Annotated in this window: 15 protein-coding genes and 1 pseudogene; 7 read left to right on the top strand and 9 right to left on the bottom strand. The window is 57.2% G+C overall.

Features of this window, described 5'->3' with window-relative positions; all coding sequences use genetic code 11:
• Positions 1-127: 127 nt before the first annotated feature.
• The 4 genes from GSQ82_RS09145 to GSQ82_RS09130 all read right to left on the bottom strand — a co-directional run bounded on the left by GSQ82_RS09145 (position 128) and on the right by GSQ82_RS09130 (position 4,385).
• Positions 128-808 carry an ABC transporter ATP-binding protein gene (locus GSQ82_RS09145; RefSeq protein ID WP_216847052.1) on the bottom strand — a complete coding sequence of 227 codons (681 nt, stop codon included), beginning with the start codon at positions 806-808 and terminating at the stop codon, positions 128-130.
• Positions 809-870: 62 nt separating this feature from the next.
• Positions 871-1,554 (bottom strand): ABC transporter permease, encoded by a 684-nt coding sequence (locus GSQ82_RS09140; RefSeq protein WP_216847051.1) that lies wholly within the window; start codon positions 1,552-1,554, stop codon positions 871-873.
• Between the two features lie 172 nt (positions 1,555-1,726).
• Complete coding sequence (locus GSQ82_RS09135) at positions 1,727-2,647, bottom strand: ABC transporter substrate-binding protein (protein ID WP_158791954.1); 921 nt, start codon at positions 2,645-2,647, stop codon at positions 1,727-1,729.
• 310 nt (positions 2,648-2,957) lie between these two features.
• Positions 2,958-4,385, bottom strand: a complete 1,428-nt coding sequence (locus GSQ82_RS09130; protein ID WP_158791953.1) for a UbiD family decarboxylase — start codon at positions 4,383-4,385, stop codon at positions 2,958-2,960.
• 893 nt (positions 4,386-5,278) lie between these two features.
• On the opposite strand from GSQ82_RS09130, the gene GSQ82_RS09125 reads away from it, so the two are divergent.
• From GSQ82_RS09125 to GSQ82_RS25675, 4 genes are all read left to right on the top strand, one after another.
• Entirely contained in the window at positions 5,279-6,463 is a 1,185-nt protein-coding gene (locus GSQ82_RS09125; protein WP_158791952.1) for a carboxypeptidase-like regulatory domain-containing protein, read from the top strand.
• A gap of 90 nt (positions 6,464-6,553) precedes the next feature.
• A complete protein-coding gene (locus GSQ82_RS09120; RefSeq protein WP_158791951.1) occupies positions 6,554-8,473 on the top strand; it encodes a TonB-dependent receptor in 1,920 nt (639 codons plus the stop codon).
• A gap of 107 nt (positions 8,474-8,580) precedes the next feature.
• Positions 8,581-8,826 (top strand): hypothetical protein, encoded by a 246-nt coding sequence (locus GSQ82_RS09115; protein WP_158791950.1) that lies wholly within the window; start codon positions 8,581-8,583, stop codon positions 8,824-8,826.
• A gap of 10 nt (positions 8,827-8,836) precedes the next feature.
• A complete protein-coding gene (locus GSQ82_RS25675; RefSeq protein WP_371417184.1) occupies positions 8,837-9,037 on the top strand; it encodes a hypothetical protein in 201 nt (66 codons plus the stop codon).
• 858 nt (positions 9,038-9,895) lie between these two features.
• Here GSQ82_RS25675 and GSQ82_RS09105 read toward each other — a convergent pair.
• The gene (locus GSQ82_RS09105) at positions 9,896-10,207 is read right to left on the bottom strand and encodes a Rieske 2Fe-2S domain-containing protein (protein WP_158791949.1); all 312 of its coding nucleotides are present in this window, start codon (positions 10,205-10,207) and stop codon (positions 9,896-9,898) included.
• Between the two features lie 74 nt (positions 10,208-10,281).
• Between GSQ82_RS09105 and GSQ82_RS09100 the strand changes: the two genes are divergently transcribed.
• Together GSQ82_RS09100 and GSQ82_RS09095 are read left to right on the top strand one after the other, a co-directional pair.
• Positions 10,282-11,202, top strand: a complete 921-nt coding sequence (locus GSQ82_RS09100; RefSeq protein ID WP_158791948.1) for an alpha/beta hydrolase — start codon at positions 10,282-10,284, stop codon at positions 11,200-11,202.
• A gap of 61 nt (positions 11,203-11,263) precedes the next feature.
• Positions 11,264-11,662: a DoxX family protein gene (locus GSQ82_RS09095; RefSeq protein ID WP_158791947.1), complete on the top strand. Its 399-nt coding sequence runs from the start codon at positions 11,264-11,266 to the stop codon at positions 11,660-11,662.
• A gap of 270 nt (positions 11,663-11,932) precedes the next feature.
• Here GSQ82_RS09095 and GSQ82_RS09090 read toward each other — a convergent pair whose 3' ends face one another.
• The 4 genes from GSQ82_RS09090 to GSQ82_RS09075 all read right to left on the bottom strand — a co-directional run bounded on the left by GSQ82_RS09090 (position 11,933) and on the right by GSQ82_RS09075 (position 20,348).
• Positions 11,933-13,246, bottom strand: coding sequence for a DUF1501 domain-containing protein (locus GSQ82_RS09090; protein ID WP_254061531.1), 1,314 nt, complete (start codon positions 13,244-13,246; stop codon positions 11,933-11,935).
• A 105-nt stretch (positions 13,247-13,351) separates the two neighbouring features.
• The gene (locus GSQ82_RS09085; RefSeq protein ID WP_254061530.1) at positions 13,352-15,544 is read right to left on the bottom strand and encodes a DUF1800 domain-containing protein; all 2,193 of its coding nucleotides are present in this window, start codon (positions 15,542-15,544) and stop codon (positions 13,352-13,354) included.
• A gap of 114 nt (positions 15,545-15,658) precedes the next feature.
• Complete coding sequence (locus GSQ82_RS09080; protein ID WP_158791946.1) at positions 15,659-17,845, bottom strand: thiamine pyrophosphate-dependent enzyme; 2,187 nt, start codon at positions 17,843-17,845, stop codon at positions 15,659-15,661.
• 193 nt (positions 17,846-18,038) lie between these two features.
• Positions 18,039-20,348, bottom strand: a complete 2,310-nt coding sequence (locus GSQ82_RS09075) for a sodium-translocating pyrophosphatase (protein WP_254061529.1) — start codon at positions 20,346-20,348, stop codon at positions 18,039-18,041.
• 237 nt (positions 20,349-20,585) lie between these two features.
• Here GSQ82_RS09075 and GSQ82_RS09070 point away from each other — a divergent pair.
• Positions 20,586-20,922, top strand: a pseudogene (locus GSQ82_RS09070) (serine protease); the annotation flags it as partial.

Raw genomic sequence — 20,922 nt, 5'->3', positions numbered from 1 at the left:
AGGGGAAGACTAGCGACAACAACAGCGAAGCGTACAACACTCGAGGAGCGTGATGGAATCGCGTTGGCTCATAGTCTTTGATCAAAAGTATGGTCGATCGACATACAAGATGTCAACACGAACGACCTTAACGCTTAATTGCGTCAGCCCCTATCAAAGCGTCCAGGATCTGGATGTGGTAATTGAAGATCCTCACGTCATCCGTCATACGAGGACGCGTAATGGGTATATCGATGATCGAATCGATGGAGCAAGGTTTGCCCTTCAGCACAACGACACGGTCTGCGAGAAAAGCCGCTTCAAAGGTGTCGTGGGTAATGATCAGTCCGCTTGAACGACGCTCCAGCCATAATTTCTGAACGAGCAACTGCAATTTGCGGCTAGTTAGTTCGTCGAGTGCGCTGAACGGCTCATCCATCAACAGCAGCTCTGGCCGAATGGCGAAGGCTCTCGCAAGTGCAATACGTTGCCGTTCTCCGCCGGAGAGCGACAATGGGTATGCGTCAGCGTGGTCGGACATCTGCACGGCATGCAACATGTCCAATCCCGCCTCCGCCGGAATGCCTGCAGCATCCGTCGCAAGGCGAAGATTGGTCTTGACGTCACGCCATTCGAGCAGACGAGGTTGTTGAAAGACCATTCCCACCGCACTATCGGATGAAGATGGATCGAGTACAACACTGCCGCTGTCGGGACGATCCAGACCGGCTGCCAGATGTAAAAGCGTCGTCTTTCCTATGCCGGAAGGACCCACTACCGCGACCAGTTCGCCACTCTTCAGCTCAAACGAAAAATCATCGAGCACCATCCGCAGTTCTCCCGTCGGCGAGGAAAACGATTTGGAGACATGGACGAACGACAGCGGGCTATTCATACCGTAGCCCTCCTCCGCCAACGCGTGATGTTGCGCTCGATCCCCTGTATTAGTCCATACTCGATGACGCCCATGACGCCCCCGAAAATCACTGTCCAGGCAAGCACGCCTGCGACATTTTGCGAACTGAATTCCTGATTTAATTCGTATCCAACGCCGCTGGACATACCAAAAATCTCTACCAGTACGATGACCTTCCAGGCCAGAGATAGTCCTGTGCGCACACCGCTTAGCAGAAACGGCGCCATCGCCGGAAACCATAAATGGCGCAAACGTGCCGTTGGCGATAACCGGAACACGTGTGCCATCTCAATCAGGGAGTAGTCCACCGCACGAACTCCCTGGATTGCATTGACCGTCAGCGCGGGGCTAACTCCGAGTGCCAACGCCACGACAGGCGACTTCCAGTTCACTCCGAACCAGATGACACAAAGAAGGGCCCAAACCAACCCTGGGATGGTTAATCCCAACACAATGCCGGGTCTGAAAAATGCCTCCAGCCAGCGATTGCGTCCAGCCGGAATACCCACGGCGAGCGAGATGAGGAATGCGAGCGCACAGCCGAGCACGATACGTTCGAGGGTGAGGCCGATATGACCGAGGGCGTCCTCATTGACGATAATGCGCTTCATTTCGAGAGCGATTTCGCGCAACGAAGGCATCAGCGTAGTGTGCATCATGCGCGCCATCAATGCCCAAAGCAAGGCCAGTCCCAGCAAAAAAAGAGCGGGTGGCAGGAGCGACGCGCGAAGATACCTTTGCCACGAACGAAGCAGTGAAGGACGTTCTGGGGCAGCGCCCTTACTAGCGTTCACGGTTCCCTTGTACGTAGGTTTAGTAGAAATGACCGGTCTAGGCGATTTCACAGATCGGCCTCGCCGGCTTTCCTTTCAGGATTCCACTGGTCACGGCTACATCGACGACTTTGTTTGCAACGTTCGCAACTGCCGGGCTCCACTCTCCTGAATAGATCTCGGGCAATCTCTTAACCAGCAGGTCTATCGTCGCTCGATCATCATCCCTGAGCCCCAATACCTGATGCAAATCTGCGATCAATTTCGGATTGGCTTTAATCTGCTTGTTGGCTTCGATATATAAACCGGCCAACTCTCGTGCTGTTGAGCGGTTCTGATCAAACCATTCTCGGCGTCCCCCCTGCCCTCCAAGGAATAAAGGCCGATCGTCGCCAGTTCCCTTCTTCCATTGATCACGAACTCGTGCAATCTCTCTTGCGCCTTTCGCGATCAAACGGGAAGAGATAGGCTCGATCGTAATTACCGCGTCGACGTCACCTCGCTCGAATAACGCGAGATTTGCTGTAGGCGGGCCGAAGATCACCTGGAAGTCGCGCCTTAGGTCGAGTCCGTTCAGACTTGCAGCCAACCGAGCCTGGCGGTATGTCTCGCTTGTCTCCGGTTGAGTCGCTATCCGCTTGTTCTTGAGATCTTCGGGCGTTCTAAAGGAACTGTCGCCTTTCACGATCCAGGAGCCATGATTGATGAGACCAGGGGCGAAGATGACGACGTCATTTCCGCGGAGGTCCGTCTCCACTGCGCCGATAGGACCAAAGAATCCTACATCAATCGCGCCAGCAAGTAACTGCACCTGGGATAACCCAGGATCTCCTCCGATCCACTGCGGTCGCACGATTCCTTTTGTCTGAGCCGCTGCCTTTTCAATGAGAGGCTTCCACACGGCACCGGCGCTACCAGCGTTCGGTTGCTCAACCTTCACGACTTCTTCGGCAAAAAGTGACGCGGGCAACGCAGACATCGCCAAAAGAGCTGCTGCCTGTCCAAGAAAGCTTCTTCTGGAGACCATAGAGAAGAGCGAAGCGGGGGAACGACGATTATTCGACATATGGGTATGCTTGCCTGTGTCATTTGAGCTTGTTGGAAAATTCGCCCTGGAACGGGCCTTGGAACCTGATAAGAAGGGAAGGAATATCTATCGACACCAACAACAAGGACAGTTGGCGGAACGGAAAGCCAGCGTATTGGAATTCCTTGAGGGCATACGTTCTTGTTCCTTTTTACAACGATGCCGAAGCAGCGCGCAACATCGGGTCATATGCGGCACTATCTCAAGGAAGCTTTACGCCTTTGATCCCATAGTGTTCCCATTGTTCTGCCACCTTGTTCAGGTCCTTCGTGGGAGGAACCGCCAGAGCAGGATAGGGGTGCTTGCGAGTGGCATCAATACCAACGCGAGAGCTGACCTGCTGATAAGGCGAAACTGACTTTCCGTCCCGCAAGGGTTGCGAGGGATCGAGCGTGATCGGATCGGTATTTTTCTGAATGTGAATATCCTCGGCAGGCTGCATGCGAAACGCCAACGCCCATTCCACCCAGAACGAATCACGAATATCGATATCGTCATCCACAACGATTGTGGTCTTGCCGATGGCAAATCCAAGAGACCAAGCGCCCAGAATTGCTTTGAGAGGCTGAAATCGGTTCTGCTTCTTGAGAGAAATAATCAACCGGCCCGCAGCCCCACTACTCTCTGTTAAATGAACATCTCTAATCGGTAATGCAAGATGATTCCTCAGATGCCTGCGGATCTCCATCTCCCGCCCCAGGCTCTTGATGCAAGAGGATTCGCTCGGCGGCATCTGGCTCAAAAAGGCCTGATAGATCGGATCTTTGCGATGCGTAATACAGGTGACCTCGAACAAAGGGTTGTTCCCTCCCGTGCCCATGTATCCTGCGTATTCTCCAAATGGCCCCTCCGCTTCACGCACACCACATCGAATCTTTCCCTCAATCACGATCTCCGCCGTAGCCGGTACAAGAAGATCTACGGTCTTGCACTTCACAACATCGACAGCCTCGCCCCGAATGCCACCGGCTGCGGACAATTCGTCCACGCCGTACGGAAACGGACTCACGGAGGTCAAACCCACAACTGGATCAGTCCCCAGGACGATGGCAACTTCCGTATCCTTGCCGGCTGCCTCGTTCTTGTCGATATGGAAGTTCATGTGCCGGTTCGGACCGATCATGATTCCGGCCCGCTTCGCGGTCTTCACTTGCACCCGGTAGGTGCCCATATTCGGCACTCCCGTTTCTGGGTCGCGTGTGATGACAAAAGGGGATGTATGGTACGGGCCCGGATCTTGTCCCACCGTCCATATCGGGGTGGGAAACATCTCAAGATCAGCATCCTCGCCCATATACACGACCTCCTGGCAAGGACCCGATTCCACGATGCGCGGAGCGATCGGAGTTTTGCTGCGTTCCCATACATCCCATATCCCATCGATGGTTGTGTCGAGAGCGGTCGCATAAATCTCTCGAGATCCCCCCAGAATGCCAACGACCAAAGGAATTGTGCTGCCTTTAATCTTGTCGAACATTAGAGCGGGTCGACGTTCCTGAGGGATCGAACGAAACGTATGACGACAGACAGCGCTCAGTTCCCAGTCTTTATCAACTTCGGCTTGAACGTGACAGAGCAATCCTTTAACCTCCAGTCTCTTGAGGTACTCGCGAAGATCCCTGTACGCCATGCCTAGCTCCTTTTCGTTTCGTTATCGATGACTTCTTGCGTAGGTTAGCAGAATCTAAGCGCACTATTCGACGCAATGGGATTCGAACGATCTCCTGCCTCAAAAGATTAACGAATCACAATGGCTCAACAAAGAGCATTCCATCAATATGGCGTATCGTCATGGGCGCATCGTCGACCTCGCGCTTCCCTTCCGCTGGGCCGATTAAGTTTGACTCGCAGCCCCGGGTCTAGGGTCAAATAGATGAATGGCATCTGTTGAACACCTGTCTTTGAGGTGAATCTGGCGATGCCCACATCTCGGTCCTGGCACCCCGGCGTGGGTACGAAAAGCTTGCTCCACTACCTTCGCCACCATTCAAGGACCATGCTGCAGTCACTACAATTCCGGATTTGATTGAAGAGTCGTCTCAGCCAAGCAGAACGAATCTGATCGAGTAGTCTGACAGATCCGAAAACTCATATGCCGATGGGGTTGATGATCAGCGCCCCAGATTTGGTAAGGCCGAAGGCTACTGAAAATACATGACCAGTAGCACACACCTTAGCGGATTGACTTGCAGAACTACTGCATGGCCTTTACCATTCCGAATATGCAGAAGATACTCACGAACAGCGCTCGCTGTTGTCGCCCGTCCCAGGTCTCTGGCAGGCATGAGTTGTCTTTTTCTGCGATCTAAATTGGTCTGGTAGACTCGCCCCACTAGACTTCCATACGCAGAAACAAGCCCGCCCGAACCGTACGGTCGTGGACTTTTTCTGTGCCTATCCAGTTCAGATCCTCCCATGGCCGAAACGCTGTCGATGCAACGACTGATCTTGTCGGTTGCGGCGCGAGCATGAACTAAACAAATGGACAAATTTCCAGTTTGATTTTTCTCGAGGTCATCTGTCATGTTGAACATTCGTCGATTCACTGGACGTTTTCTAATCCTTCTAGGCATCATCAGTCTCTGGCCGTTCAACTCGACGGCGCAGACCTTTCGCGGAGGCATCAGTGGCTCCGTCGCAGACATCGCCGGGGCTGCCGTACCGAACGTTGAAGTGAGGGCAACTGCGGATGATACGGGCCTGACTCATCAAACCGTATCGTCCGGGGCCGGTGAATACGGGTTTCAGGACCTGCCGTTAGGCACTTACACCATACGGGTTGAAGCTACGGGCTTTCAGACGCTTGTCGTTAATGGTGTGACGGTAAATGCAGGAGTGATCCTCGCCCTTCCACTGAAACTGTCGGTCTCATCGGTAAATACGACGGTGGAAGTGTCCGCGTCTGCGCTTTCTCTCGATACGGCGTCCAGTGTGCAGAACGCGGTCATAGCCGGTAAGTCACTCCAGGACCTTCCTCTCGATTCGCGGGACTTCAAGAAGATCGTAGGTTTCATTCCCGGATTTGGCGGTTATTCAGGAGTACTCGGCTCAGTCAATGGAGCGCGCTCGAATCAGACTAATTGGCAGATCGATGGGACGGACAACAACGACCTCTGGGCTAACAACTCTGCCATCAACCAAAGCGGCATCGGTGGCATCGCTGGAACGATGATGCCGATCGACGCAATCGACCAGTTTTCGCTGCAGACGCAATCGAACGCCGAAACGGGACGTAACCCCGGTGCAACTGCGAACCTGATTATCAAATCGGGAACGAACCAGCTACACGGGAGTGCTTACTACTTCAATCGCAATGAGGCGCTGGCAGCGAGTCCGGTATTTGTTCCAAAACGCGAGCTACGTAACGAGAATTTCGGCTATTCACTTGGTGGACCAATCTTTCGGAACAAAACCTTTTTCTTCACCGCGTTCGAGCGGCAGCAGTTCACCATCGCGCTGTCGGGTTTAGCCACTGAACCTTCCACGGCTTATCAGGCTCAGGCATTAAACCTGCTGGCCGCAAATAACATCCCAGTAAACCCTGTCTCGACAGCTCTGATTGCGACGTTGTACCCTGCATCCGCATTAACTGGACCAGCTGCGGCAAACAACTACATCAGCCCCGATCCGGAGACCGGATACAGCAACAACGGCGTGGTGAAGCTGGATCACAGCTTCAATGATCGCAATACCCTGTCCGCTCGCTGAGCCATCGGACAGGGCAACCAGACGGCGCCTGTCGGATCGAATCTGAAAAACTTCTATGAAGTAGCTCCGATCCACGTTCAGAACTACTCCGTGGTATACAACCGAATCTTTAGTCCGAAGCTGGTCAACCAAGTGCTGCTGGGCGTCAGCTCTTATAACCAGGCCTTCCACGACTTCAATACCAGCTTCAATGTGATCGCTCTGGGTTTGAATACTGAAGCGACTGCCACCGGCGCGCCAAGCATCAATATCTCCGGATTTGATGGGACGGGCGAAACACCTCCGGAAGGGCGCAATGATGTGACCGGACATATCACCGATGCTGTTTCCTACGATGTAGGCAAACACCAGTTTCGATTCGGTGGAGAGTATCGGAAGGCTCAGCTGGACGAGTTCTATTTCCGCAATGCTCTGGGATCGTTCAACTTCGATGGTTCGCAGGGCGTCAACCATAAAGGTTATTTGGTCAACCCAAATGCTTATGGCTCGACAGTCAGAGCGCTGGCTGACTTCCTCGCCGGAGAGGTCGATACGTCCTCGTTTGCCAGCGGCGATGCCGAGCGCATGATTTATGTGAATAGCTATGATTTGTTTGCCCAGGACGCTTGGCAGGTAACGAGGCGCCTGAATGTCAATTACGGTCTCCGCTATGACTACGTCGGCCCGTTGCACAACGGGGACAAGAATTTGCCGACGTTCATACCAGGTTCAACGACGGGCCTTGTGGTGCAAGGCAATGGGCTTAGCAATCTGTACCCCCAGGACCGGAACAATTTCGGTCCGCGTTTCGGCCTTTCTTTTCAGCCACGCGAGAACGGAGGTCTCGTTGTTCGCGGCTCGTTTGGAGTCTATTACGACGCATCCAGCCTCAGTCCGTTCTTTGACAATCGCCCCAGTAACGGCGGTCCGAATGGCTTTGAAGGCAATCCCGCAGGAACCAGTCCTGTGCAGACCTTCACCCCTTCCGGTTACACAATCGTCAGTGGGCAGCCCATCTTCAACACCGGGGCCGCAAACGTGGTCGGCATCTTCTCGGTCGATCCGAAGTTCAGGACTCCGTACACCTACAACTACCAGTTCGGCGTAGAGCAGAGCCTGGGCTCCAGGGCAGTCTTGTCGGTAAGTTATATCGGAAACGAGAGCCGCAAACAGATCACCCTGGCGGATATCAACCAGACTCCACTTAATGCTGGCTCAACAACCCCAGTGCAGAGCACGCGTCCTTATTACAGCCAATACCCAAACTACGGAGTTATCAACCAGGTCGAGAGCAACGGAAACGGCAATTACAACTCATTGCAAGCTACGGTGCGAACAAGCGGCTACCACGGTCTTTCGACAGTATTGAACTATACCTGGAGCCATAGCCTGGATGATATGACGGTCTATCGCAGCCGTCTCCCGCAGGACAGCACAAACCTGAAGGGCGACTACGGCAACAGCGACTATGACACGCGAAATAATTTTAACGGCGCGGTCTTTTACAACCTTCCCCGCCTGGGACGAGGCCCAGACTGGCTCTCCTCCGGCTGGCAGGTGAATGGAGCACTATCCTTCCACGGTGGCCTTCCATTCAACATCGCCACCTCCAGTGATAACAGCGGCACAGGAGAGAAGTATCAGCGCCCCAATTTCGTCGGAAATCCGAACGCGGGAGTCTCTCACTCCATCGTTTCCAGCGGCATCCAGTGGATCAATCCTGCAGCATTCGCGACCCCTGCTCCGGGAACCTTCGGCAACCTACGGCGGAACCAGGTCTTCGGGCCGGGCTATGGGGACATCGATCTCTCCGTTTTCAAGAACACGAAGATCTGGGAGAGAGCGACGCTCCAGCTTCGAGCTGAGATGTTCAACCTCTACAACCGCAACAATTATGCGCAGCCCGGAGGCACGTTTGGCTCAAGCTCCTTCGTCAAAGTCAGCGATACTATCGGCGACGCCAACGGCTCTCCAGGAATTGGGCCTGGCGAACCATTCAATACTCAAATTGCGGTCAAAATATTGTTTTAGGTAGTGGTTGCTTTCCACTCTGCGGCAGACGCTTACCGAAAAGCATGGCGTCTGCCGCACGCAGAGCTGCAGTGAAGAACGCCTTTCGGAGGAAGAGACCGTCTTCCATGAAGAAACGAGCGTACCACCTCATCACCGAAGTTCCACCCAGGCAATCTCGAGTCGCCGTGACGATCGGCATCGACCTCGGAGATGTTGGAGCCATTACTAACGTTCAACCAGGATGGTTAAGTAGTAGGCCGTCGCTCTTCCGAACAACTCCGAAGGCGATTGAGAAGTGGATCACAGATTTGTCTCCGATACGAGTGGGCTATCGGAGCGGGACCGCATTCGATCTGAATACTCTCATTTAATAAGAGAACTTTGCGCCTAGCTGAACTTAGCGTGGGCTGCGGCACTAACGATTTTGCCGAAATTGGTGGTGTCTTCTACCTAACCGTCTACGGCATCCAGCTCGTCTCTACCGAGAATATCGCCCCCGCACCTGGCATGCGCTACGGCGGACGACTCGCCATCCTCCCCGGTCAGTCCGGGGCCGAGGAGTTTTCGATCCTAAGGCTATGATATTCCATTACTTGCCAACGAGATGTTGCACAAGGCCGAGCGGCGCACCGCGACGCTTACCGAAGCAACGACGCCGCAGCAGCAGATTATGTAGGGTTGTGCGCGAGACAGAGGCCTAATCCGTCGCCTTCGTGATCGGCAAAGCCGTAGGTCTGGAAACCGGAACGGCATCAGCTGAGTATATGCAGGAGGTGCCGGAGAGCGTGCAGCAAATGGTAGGAACAGGCTACGCGATGCTTTCAGGGTTTTCGACGTAGCGGCGATTGCGGCGGGTGTCGGCTACGGTTGTGGCTGTGCCATTGCTGGCGGTGGGTATGTTGTGTCACGGAACATAGGCTTTGCTGGGGAGACCGACGTTCAAAGCGCGCTCTGGAATTTTGCTGAAGATTTGCAGAACTGACCTGCTTTTTAGGCAACTTCTGCCATTTCTGCATAAAATCATGCATAATGAAATCAAGTAAGTTGCTTGCATTCAATGGGATAGGGACATTTAATCGATTCTATCAGTATTACCGTTACAGCACGCTGACGGCGGACCAAATCCCGTCGCGCACAAAAAAGACCCGGCGCAATCGCCGAGTCTCTCTCAACCTTCTTTCAAAGTTTAGTTGTGATGATGATGGTGATGACGACGGTGATGATGATTCTGGGCGTTTGCCGGCACAACCGAACCAGCCAGAACCACGAATGCAACAGCAGCAAGAAACAACGTACGTAGCTTCATATAAATGGCCCCTTAAACCAGCTACCCTATCGAGTAGATCTGTGTTGTTAGATGCAGCGTAACCCACCTGCTTCCGCATCTTGCCAGGTATTTTTCCTCAGCCTGCACGATGTTCCCGACTTGATTCCTCCCCGTTACTCGATATCCACCAATACGTCCTCACCCTCAACACGCAGCGGAAATACCTCCACGCGCTCATGCGCGGGAAACTCCGCCAGTCCTGTCTTTACATTGAACGCCCACGAGTGCCACGGACAGATCACCGCTTCACCCTCCACCCATCCCTGCCCCAACGGTCCCTGCCGGTGCGGACAGATATTGTCCAGCGCCGATAACACTCCATTCACATTCGCCACGCACACCTGAACCCCATCCACCTCGGCCTCCATCACCCTGCCCGGCGCCGGAACCTCCGCTAACCCGCACAACCTCACCCACTCCGCCACAGAAAACCTCCACGTCTCTCATCTTAGAGCTTCTAAGCCCGTCGGATGCTAAAGTCGATACAGAAGCCTGCCCCATGCCCCGCCCCACGAAGAATCCAACCAGACGCCCTCCACCCCAATCCCACACACCAGAGGTCGTCAGCCCCATCTGGCTTCTCAAAGGCATCGCGCTCACCATCTTCGCGGCCCTTATCTGCGGCTACCTCACCTTCTGCTTGCTCTTCTACCAAGGCCAGTGGCAGCTCGTCCTGCACCCAACCCGTACCTCGTCCAGCCCGTCGTCCATCGCCGGCATCCCCTACGAACTCATCCGCTTCGGCCCCGACGAGACCGCCATCCCGCAGCTCACCGGCTGGTGGATTCCCTCCGCACCGGAAGGCCGCTACGCTCGCGCCACCATCCTCTTCCTCCCCCGCTCCGACGGCTCCCTCGTCAACTCCATCCCCACCCTCGCCAGCCTCCACAACCTCGGCATCAACGTCTTCGCCTTCGACTATCGCGGCTACGGCCAAAGCGCCGCAGCCCGTCCCAGCCAACAGGCCATGACTCACGACGTCGACTCCGCCTGGCAGTACCTCACCAACTCCCGCGCCATCCCCGCCCAGCAGATCATCCCCTACGGAACCGACATCGGCGCCTCTCTCGCCACCAGCCTCGCCGCCACCCACCCCACCATCCCCGCTCTCATCCTCGACACCCCCCGAGCCGATCTCCTACCCACCGCCCAGCGCGACCCACGCTCCCAACTCATCCCCGTCCGCCTTCTCTTCCACGAACGCTTCCCACTCCTCGATCCCCTCTCCACCTTGCACACCCCGAAACTCCTTCTCTCCCGATCCGCATCTCCAGATCCCGGCTTCCAGACCGCAGCCGACCCTAAACTCACCGTCGAGCTCCCCACTCCATCCGATCCCATCTACAACCAGAGCGTCTCTCGCTTCCTCGACCAGTACCTCCTCCAAACCCTCGTACCTACTCCGGCACCCGCACCCTAAGATCCTCCAAAGATCGCCCGCACCCCACATCCCACGCGATACCCTCACTGAAGGAAACTCTATGACCAAGTGGCTCAACAGCCTGCAACCCTTTGGCGCGTTCCTCATGCGTCTTGTGCTCGGCGTATCCATGGCCATCCACGGATACCAAAAAGTAGTTCCAAACGGCGCGCTGCATCACCACGCGCACTACGTCGTCTCGCTCGGTCTTCCCTACTGGCTAGGCTACGTCTCCGCCTTCACCGAACTCATCGGCGGAGCCTTCCTCATCCTCGGGCTCTTCACTCGACTCGCCGCTGTCCTCGTAGCCATCAACATGCTCGTCGCCTTCGCCACCGTAGGCATTCACCAGGGCTTCGGCATCTACACCTACATCCTCGCCCTCGCCGCCATCGCTCTCATGCTCCTCTTCTACGGCGCAGGCTCACTCTCGCTCGACCGCAAGATCGGCTTCTCATAAATCAAACAGAATAATGTCGCCAGAAGGAGTGAAGGCCCCCGATACCGTGGGGGCCTTACGTTTTGGTGGGGAAATCTTTTGGTGCGGATATTTGAAGCCGGGACTGTGGGAACTGCTAGTCCAGCTATTGGTTGGTACATTCAATAAGACGCGAATCCGATTAGAAAGTTGTCCGCTTTTTTCCACTATTTCGTAGATTGATCGTTTTTACATTCCATAAACAATATTGAGACAATCCCGTGACATTTAAACCTCTCCACGCCGTCGTTACTAGCTGAAATTCAAAAACTCGCTCCGGCTCAGTCGCGCACCAGGAAAAACAGTCGCAAGATTCTTAAGCCCCAGCGTCTTCGTAGCTGCTTCTCCCAACACATTGCGAAAGTCCGTCGTCACCGCAAGATCCCGCCCCTCGTTCAACTGCTCCTCCGCCAACCCCGGCCATCTGCCATACACCCTCCCACCCTTCACTCCGCCGCCCAGCACGAACATCACATTCGCATGACCATGATCTGTTCCCCCGGTCCCGTTCTGCCGTGCCGTCCTTCCAAACTCCGACATCGTCACCAGCGTCACACTCTCCGCCTCGTCTCCCATGTCCCTCCAGAACGACGCAATCGAATCCGAGAACTCCTTCAGCCGATTCGCAAGCTGGCCATTCACCCCTCCCTGATTCTCGTGCGTATCCCACCCACCGATATCCGAGAACGCCGCCTCCACGCCCAGGTTCGCCTTCATCAACTGCGCCACCTGCTTCAAACTATTGCCAAACGGCCCATTCGGATAAACCACTCCCGCGGCAGGCTGATAGTGCGCCGGATCCGTAGCCTTCAACATCTTCACCGCTTCAAACGTCTCCTGCCCGGTCCCATGCAGCATCGCATCCGAGCTCTCGTCATACATCGCCTGAAACGCATTGCTGATCGGCGAACTCTGCGGCCCCTTACCTCCCACAGAAAAATCTACGAGATTATTCACCGCGATCGCCGGCACTCTCCCCTGCAGCGTTCGCGGAACCTGCGGCCCCAGCGCCACCGCACGAAATGCCGAAGGCCGTCCCACCAACTCAGCCTGCAACGCTCTGTTCAACCACCCATCCGTCGTCGCCTTCACCCCAGGCGTTCCACTCTCCATATAGTCCTGCGCGTCAAAGTGCGAACGCGTCGTATCAGGCGAACCCGCCGCCGGAATAATCGCAAGATGTCCCTGGTCATACAGCGGCTTGAACGAAGCCATCGCCGGATGCAATCCGAAAAATCCATCCAGATCCAAAACATCTTTTTGTTGAATCGCAATCGAAGGCCGCATGGCGTAGTAGCTTGGCTCTCTATACGGAACCACCACGTTCAATCCATCCGCCGCCCCCCGCTGAAACAGCACCACCAGCCTCTTCTTGCTCGCCGCAGCCGTCGTCACCTCCGCCAACACACTCCGCGACAGAAACGCCGGAATCGCAGACGTCCCGATGAGCGCCAGTGCCCCTCCCTTCATGAACCCACGTCGCGTAACCCCACGCCGCAGTGCGTCGCGTCCATGAAGATAGCATCCCCAGTCACTCTGATCGGCCATACTCATCCGGTTCGCCACATCAACCTCCCGCAACCACTCCCGTTGCGTTTCACGGTTCCCTATCTACCTGTACTAACGCGATTGCCCCCGAGAAGTTGTCAATAGCTCCTTATTCGGAGAAAACTACCGACGCTGAAACTCCGGTGACCCCAGCAACAACCCCGCCATCACCGCAGCCTCCCGATCCTGCGGACCCTTCGCCATCCGTTGCGGAGCCGCCGCATTCAGCACCTGCGCCATAGGCTCCACATCCCGCGTGCGAACAGAGAAGTTCTTCTCCGCCTGTTGCTGCACGCCCTCCTTGCCAAACTCCGCCAGCACCGTACTCCGCGTCTGCTCACTCACCGGCTGTCCCACCAACACCATCTCCAGCCGCTTCTCCTTCGCCGCCGCCAACGCATCCGGGCCATCCGCACCCGATGCGCCAGCCCCCGCCAACACCCGGCCCCAATCCGCCTCCACCTTAGGAATCCGGTTGCCGCTCAAACTCAACGCAAAGTTCATCCGGTTCACCAGATCCCCCGTATTCACCCACGCCCCCGCCATCCAACTGTACCCATTCGGCGTCTGCATCCCATACAGCGGCATCCCCAGCTTATCCAGAGCCTGAAACAGTGGAACCGCCGACGTCACCTCCGCCCCGCTCGCCCGAACCGCCGAGACCACAAACTCCTCCGGCGTCTTCACCTTCGCGCGATACACCTCCGGCGACCAGAACTCCGGCGCCTTGAACATCGACCTCAGCACCGTCTTCATATCTCCGCCGCTCGACAAAAACGCCTTCGTCATCCTGTCCACCAGCTTCGGAGGAGGCGCATCGCTCACAAACCGCACCGCAAGCTCAGTCGAAATAAACCTCGCCGTAGCCGGGCTGGTCGCCAGCATATGCAACACCTCCAGCCCCTCAGCCTCGCCACCCTCGCGAATCGTCTTGCCCAGAACCCTCTTATCCCCCGGCTCATGCCTGCGCTCTTCAAACCGGTACGCTCCCGTGTGATACGGCTGATCGATCGTCCATCCCGTCAGCACCTTCGCCACCTCGGTCACGTCCTGCTGCGTATATCCCTTTCCACAAGCCTTATTCAATGCACGCACCGGATGATCCGCACTCACCTCGCACTGCACCCCCAGCGTGTGCAGCTCCATCAGCTCGCGAGCGTAGTTCTCATTCAACCCTTTATCCTTCGCCGCAGGCTTCGCATTCGGATTTCTCCCCTTGTTCTGCGCCGCCAGCGAATCCGGCCCAATGCTTTGCCAGTTATCCAGATACATCAGCATCGCTGGACTCTGCGCCGTAGCCACCAATAGATCTTCAAACCTCCCCAAAGCCCTCGGACGAATCACCTCCCGCTCATACGCGGGCAGCAGATAAGGCTCGTCCTGATTCTTCTTCACATACACATTAAAGTGGTTCAGCCAGAAGTCCGTCATCACCGCTTCCAGCTGCCGTTCGCTATAGATGTCCCGCAGCATCCGCGACTCCAATAGCTCCGCACCCACCATCCTCGGCGAACCCTGCAGCGCAGCCAACGTCTCACGCTGTATCGGAGACAAGCCCTCCGCCGCCGCAGTCTGTTCGCTCCCACTCAAACCCTTGCGAAATCCCGTCAGCTCCGCAGGCGACATCCCCAGTATCCGGTTGAATCTCTCGTTCGGCGGCAGGTTGATCACCTTCACCGCCTCCAGTCCCGTATAGAACTGCTCCTCATGCGTCGCCATCGCCGGCACCGCCGGATCAACACCATCCCCCGGCAGCGCCGCACCACTCTTCGCTCCCTTGACACCCATCGACATCGCATCCCCGCCGCCCTTACCGTCATCCGCCGCCGCAAGCTTCAACGCCACCTGCTTGGCCTTTTGCGCCTCATAAAATCCAATCTCATCCGCATAGATCGCATGCTCCACCGGGTCCGTCGGCAGCGGCAGTTTCTTTGCAACCGTCTGTCGTATCAACTGCGGGCTCGGATACCGCTCAATCAGCTTCGCCTGATCCATCTTCATCGCCGGAAACATCTCCAGCCGCGCATCCAGCGCCGAATCATCGATGCTCGCAGGATTCAACTGCTCCTCGAACCACCGCTGCACCCCCATCGCCTGCACCGCCGCCACATCTCCCGGCCTCGGCCCAAAGGTAAACCGGTTCAGCACATGCAACACCCGCTCGTCGCCTTGAATCTGCCCCGACGCCCCCCGCGGCTTCTTCACCGAAGCAGCCGCCACCAACGGCTGCTCCACCATCAACACACACAGGACACCCGCCATCAAAGCCCGTGCAGAAAACCTCGAAACCTCAACGAATCCGCGCATGAATCGCATGACACCCTCCGCCAATCCAGACCCGGCGACGCACAGCCGCCAGCGCCAGACAAAAGCGTCTGCACTCACAAACCCCGTATCGCCGAAGCAGTTGCGAAAGAGTTTCGCAGCTCCCTAAAACGCCGCCAACTCCTGCATCGCCCGATAGAGATCCTCAGGCTGCGGCAGAATCGCATCCTCCAACAGCGGTTGATACGCCACAAACGTATCCATCGCCGCCACCCTGCGCACCGGAGCGTCCAGATCATGAAACAGCTCATCGCCGATCCGAGCCGCGATCTCCGCGCCATACCCCCAGCTCAGCATGTCCTCATGTGCCACAATCACGCGGCTGGTCTTCCTCACGCTCTCCGCAATCGCCTCCCAGTCATACGGCGTAAGACTCCGCAGATCGATCAGCTCCACATCCACACCCGTCTCGCGATGCAGCTTCTGCGCCGCCTGCAGCGCCCGCGGCACTACCGCACCATACGTCAGCACCGTCAGATCCTTCCCCGGCCGCACAATCTTTGCCTTCCCAAACGGAATGCAGTAGTCCGGCCCCGGATAAGCCGCCCGTCCAAACGTCTCGCGATACAGCCTCTTATGCTCCAAAAATAAAACCGGATCGTCACACCGAATCGCCGTCCGCAACAACCCCAGCGCATCCAGCGCATTCGACGGCATCACCACCCGCACTCCCGGCGTATGCGTAAAAATACTCTCGCCAGATTGCGAGTGATAGATCGACCCACCCGTCAGATAACCACCGATCGGAACCCGCATCACCACCGGGCAGTTAAACTCCCCATTCGACCGCCACCGCATCAGCGACAGCTCGTTCCGCATCTGGTGCATCGCTGGCCAAATGTAGTCGAAGAACTGAATCTCCACCACCGGCTTCATCCCGCGCATCGCCATCCCAATCGCGCGTCCCGTAATATTCGCCTCCGCCAACGGCGAGTTCCAGCACCGCTCACTGCCAAACTCCGTCTGCAACCCGGCCGTCAGCTTAAACACACCACCCTTGCCCTTCACCTTGCCCGCGCGCAGCGCACCATCCCGAGTCGCATCGGCCACATCCTCGCCAAACACCACCACCCGCTCATCCCGCCGCATCTCGTCCTTCAGGCAGCTATTGATCAGGTCCGCCATCGTCCGCTCCGTCGCATCCGCAGTAGCCTTCGGCTCCGTCGCAAACCGTGCATCCTGCGAACTCAGATCCTCCGAGTACACATGCTTCGTAATCGAAGCCACCGTCGGCAGCGCCGCCATCACCGCGCGATCCGCCGCCCGCTGCACCTCTTCGTCTACCTGCCGCTCCAACCGGTTGATCGCATCCGCATCCAGAATCCCTTCGCGCAGCAGCCACATCTGCATCCTTGAGATCGGGTCTCGCGCAGCATCCGCCTCCAACTCCTCCACCGACCGGTAAGCCCGCTCATCATCGCTCAGCGAGTGCGAGTAAGGCCGAATCACGTGTCCATGCACCAGCGCCGGTCCCTTGCCCGAACGGCAGTACGCCACCGCCTCCACCATCGCCTTATAACTCGCAATCGGATCGGTTCCATCAACCTCGGCAAAGTGGAAGTTCGGAAAGTTCGCCACCAGCTTCGAGATATTTCCCCCCGGCGTATTCACCTCCACCGGCGTCGAGATCGCATACCCGTTGTCCTCGACCACATACAGCACCGGCAGCTTCCCATTCGAAGCCGTATTCAACGACTCCCAGAACTCCCCTTGACTCGTCGAACCCTCACCGATCGACACATACACCACCTCGTCGCCATGAAACGTCACATCCTTGAACGCACGATAGTCTCCCTCATGCTTCTTCGCCGCCTCAGGATGCTTCGTGAAAAATCTTCCCGCCTCCGCGCACCCAACCGCATGCAGGCACTGCGTCGCCGTCGAAGAAGACGGCGAAACGATATTCAACTTCTTGCTCGACCAGTGCGAAGGCATCTGCCGCCCGCCGCTGGCCGGATCGTCCGCCGCACCCACCGCCTGCAGCAGCTGCTCCTCTACCGTATTACCCAGCGCCAGACACAACGCACGGTCGCGATAGTAGGGAAAGAACCAGTCGTATCCCGGCTTCAGCGCCATTCCGGCCGCCACCAGTAGAGCCTCATGTCCCGCACAGGAGATCTGAAAGAAGATCTTCTGCTGCCGCTTCAAAACGATCTCTCGATCGTCCGTCCGCCGCGACACGTACATCAAGCGATAGAACTCCACCAACTGCTCACGCGACAGCAGACTCTCCGCCACGCCCGCCGCTGTCTTCCTGCTCTCCTGCACACTGGTTCCAGACTGTCTTGCCATTGCACCTATCCTCTACATCAAATACATCCACCTGCTACATCAACCAACAACCAGACCGCTGTCCTATACGAACCGCAGACAAGATTGTACCGGCAAGCACCCGTACTTGACTCCTCTCGCCGCGCATCCGTCCTACCCGAATCCAAGAAAATGGGCAACCCGAAGGCCACCCATCTTTATCGCTACGCACAACTCAAACAAACAAAGGCGCAAGCACCAACGTAATCGTAGCCAGCAGCTTGATCAGCACATGCAGACTCGGCCCCGCTGTATCCTTGAACGGGTCGCCCACCGTATCGCCCACCACCGCCGCCTTGTGCGCCTCCGACTTCTTCCCGCCGTACTGCCCCGTCTCGATAAACTTCTTCGCGTTGTCCCACGCGCCACCGCCGTTGTTCATCAACATCGCCAGCAGCACGCCTGCAATCGTTCCCACCATCAGCAATCCCGCCACAGCCTCAGCGCCCGCCAGATTAACCGGCACGCCGCTAATCGCCGGAACAGGCAGCACCGAACCCGGAGCATAGACCAACGTCGTCGCCTGGTAGCTCGCGCTGAAGTGGCGGAAGATCAGACCCACCACCACCGGCAGGCCAACCACCAGCACTCCCGGCAACACCATCTCTTTCAGTGCAGCGCCCGTCACAATATTCACGCACCGCGCATAGTCCGGCTTCGAAGTCCCCAGCATGATCCCCGGATTCTCCTTGAACTGATTGCGCACATCCTGCACCACCATCTGCGCCGTCCGTCCCACCGCCTTGATCGCCATCGAACTAAATAGAAACGTCAGCGTAGCGCCCAGCAGCGCGCCCACAAACACCGGCACCTGCGCCAGGTTGATATTCGTGAAGCTCCAGCCCACCGGCATATACCCGCCAGCCGCCGCCACCTTCGCCGTCACAATCACCTTGATCTCTTCGAGATACGCCGAGAACAACAAAAACGCAGCCAGCGAAGCCGATCCAACCGCATATCCTTTCGTCAACGCCTTCGTCGTATTGCCCGCCGAATCCAGCTTGTCCGTCCGCTCGCGAATAGAATCCGGCTGGTTTGACATCTCGATGATCCCGCCCGCATTATCCGTAATCGGCCCAAACGTATCCATCGCCAGAATGTAAGCCGCGCAGCTCAGCATCCCCATCGTCGCAATTGCCGTGCCGTAGATCCCCTTCGCGTAGTCGCTGACTCCCGCCACTCCAGCCAGTCCCTGCACGCCGAAGTAGTAGCTCAGCAGCAGCGCAGCAGAGATCGCAATCACCGGCATCGCCGGCGTCTCCATCCCCACCGCCAGCCCGCTGATAATATTCGTCGCCGGTCCCGTCAGCGAAGCCGTCACAATCGACTGCACCGGCCGATACCGCGCCTCCGTGTAGTACTCCGTAATCCACACAAACAGGAATGACGTAATCAACCCGATCACGCCGCACCCAAGCAGCCACAGCGGCCGCACATTCGGCCCATTCAACATCGTATACACCGCGCCCGCAAATCCAATCAGCGCAAGCCCCGACGTAACGTAGAAACCCTTATTCAGCGCGTCCATCGGATCCTGATCCTCGCGCGTGCTCACCACAAACACACCCACAACGCTCGCAATCAAATTGATCGCCAGCACAATCAGCGGAAACAAAATCCCCTTCACGCCAAACACCGGATACAGCGCCGCGCCCAGAATCATCGCGCCCACGTTCTCCGCCGCCGTCGACTCGAAGATGTCCGCGCCACGCCCCGCGCAGTCGCCGACGTTATCGCCCACCAAGTCCGCAATCACAGCAGGATTTCGCGGATCGTCCTCTGGAATCCCCGCCTCCACCTTGCCCACAAGATCCGCGCCTACATCCGCAGCCTTCGTATAGATCCCTCCGCCAAGCTGCGCGAACAGCGCCACCAGTGAAGCCCCAAACCCAAACCCAACCAGCTGGTAAGGTACCGCCTGCGGATTCTCCAGCCCACCAAAGAACAAGAACAGCGACCCCACGCCAAGCAGCGAGAGCGCCACCACCACCAACCCCGTCACCGCCCCGCCTCGCAGCGCCATCTGCAGCGCTTTATTCAGACTCGTCCGCGCCGCCGAAGCCGTCCGTATATTCGCCCGGATCGAGCAGTACATCCCCGTAAATCCCGCCAGCCCCGAGCACACCGCACCCACCAGGAAACTGATCACCGTCTTCAGCGCATACGGCTCCGTCCGCGGCGACATCCTGTACCCAAAGAACACCACCAGCGCCAGCACCACCGCAATCGCGCCGATCGTCTTGTACTGCCTGCTCAGAAACGCCTCGGCACCCTCTCGAATCGCATCCGAGATCGCCCGCATCTCCGGCGTTCCCGTATCCGATGCAATCACCGCTCGCGCCAGCAGAAGCGCCGCCACCAGCGCCAGCACCCCCACCAGCAGCGCGATCCACAGATACATCCGGCCATCATCGTTCCCAGCATATGCAGGCGCAACCGCAACCTGCTCCTGTACGGCAACAGCCAAAAAGCTCAGCTCATGCATGCAACAGTCTCCCTCGATAAAAACTGGACAGCGGTTTAGACGACAATTTCCCGGCTAGCTTCACAAAGGCGGCAATTAGAGCATGTGCGATCGAGAAGGGTCAATGCACTCCGCAGCGGCAGAACATTCAAACCACATCCCCACGCGTTCCCCAAAGTAATAGCACAGAAATCTCCCGTGTCTAATGCAAATTCTTGCAATGCCGATGCATACCTCAGTGCAACATGAGGTGCAGCCGTGTCCGTTCGTAGCAACTTCCTCCATCTCGCTCCCACCCATCTCACCTCCAGCCACGCCCGCACTCTCGCCGCAGCTCTACTCCTCGCCGCCGCACCCCTGGCGAACGCCCAGCTCGACACCAACACCATCGCCCCGCACCGCTACCTCGTCCTCTACCGCAACGCCGCCATCCCTGGCGACGCCGAATCCCGCATCGCCTCTGCCGGAGCCCATCTCACCCGACGCAACGAACACCTCGGCATCGCCGCCGTCCAGTCCGCCTCCACCGAAGACGACGCCTCCACCCTCCACCGTCTCAGCGCCCAGCCCAACGTCCAGTACGTCATCCACGACC

Origin of the sequence: Granulicella sp. L60 (assembly GCF_009765825.1) — a bacterium.
Lineage (GTDB): Bacteria > Acidobacteriota > Terriglobia > Terriglobales > Acidobacteriaceae > Edaphobacter.
Note: the sequence above shows the minus strand (reverse complement) of the source record. Positions and strands in the feature narration are given on the sequence as shown.

Excerpts from the sequence above, each read along its gene's own strand:
- GSQ82_RS09145 (WP_216847052.1), bottom strand. The coding sequence starts at position 808 with ATGGTGCTCGATGATTTTTCGTTTGAGCTGAAGAGTGGCGAACTGGTC.
- GSQ82_RS09140 (WP_216847051.1), bottom strand. The coding sequence starts at position 1,554 with ATGATGCACACTACGCTGATGCCTTCGTTGCGCGAAATCGCTCTCGAA.
- GSQ82_RS09135 (WP_158791954.1), bottom strand. The coding sequence starts at position 2,647 with ATGTCTGCGTTGCCCGCGTCACTTTTTGCCGAAGAAGTCGTGAAGGTT.
- GSQ82_RS09130 (WP_158791953.1), bottom strand. The coding sequence starts at position 4,385 with ATGGCGTACAGGGATCTTCGCGAGTACCTCAAGAGACTGGAGGTTAAA.
- GSQ82_RS09125 (WP_158791952.1), top strand. The coding sequence starts at position 5,279 with ATGTTGAACATTCGTCGATTCACTGGACGTTTTCTAATCCTTCTAGGC.
- GSQ82_RS09115 (WP_158791950.1), top strand. The coding sequence starts at position 8,581 with ATGAAGAAACGAGCGTACCACCTCATCACCGAAGTTCCACCCAGGCAA.
- GSQ82_RS09100 (WP_158791948.1), top strand. The coding sequence starts at position 10,282 with ATGCCCCGCCCCACGAAGAATCCAACCAGACGCCCTCCACCCCAATCC.
- GSQ82_RS09095 (WP_158791947.1), top strand. The coding sequence starts at position 11,264 with ATGACCAAGTGGCTCAACAGCCTGCAACCCTTTGGCGCGTTCCTCATG.
- GSQ82_RS09085 (WP_254061530.1), bottom strand. The coding sequence starts at position 15,544 with ATGCGATTCATGCGCGGATTCGTTGAGGTTTCGAGGTTTTCTGCACGG.
- GSQ82_RS09080 (WP_158791946.1), bottom strand. The coding sequence starts at position 17,845 with ATGGCAAGACAGTCTGGAACCAGTGTGCAGGAGAGCAGGAAGACAGCG.
- GSQ82_RS09075 (WP_254061529.1), bottom strand. The coding sequence starts at position 20,348 with ATGCATGAGCTGAGCTTTTTGGCTGTTGCCGTACAGGAGCAGGTTGCG.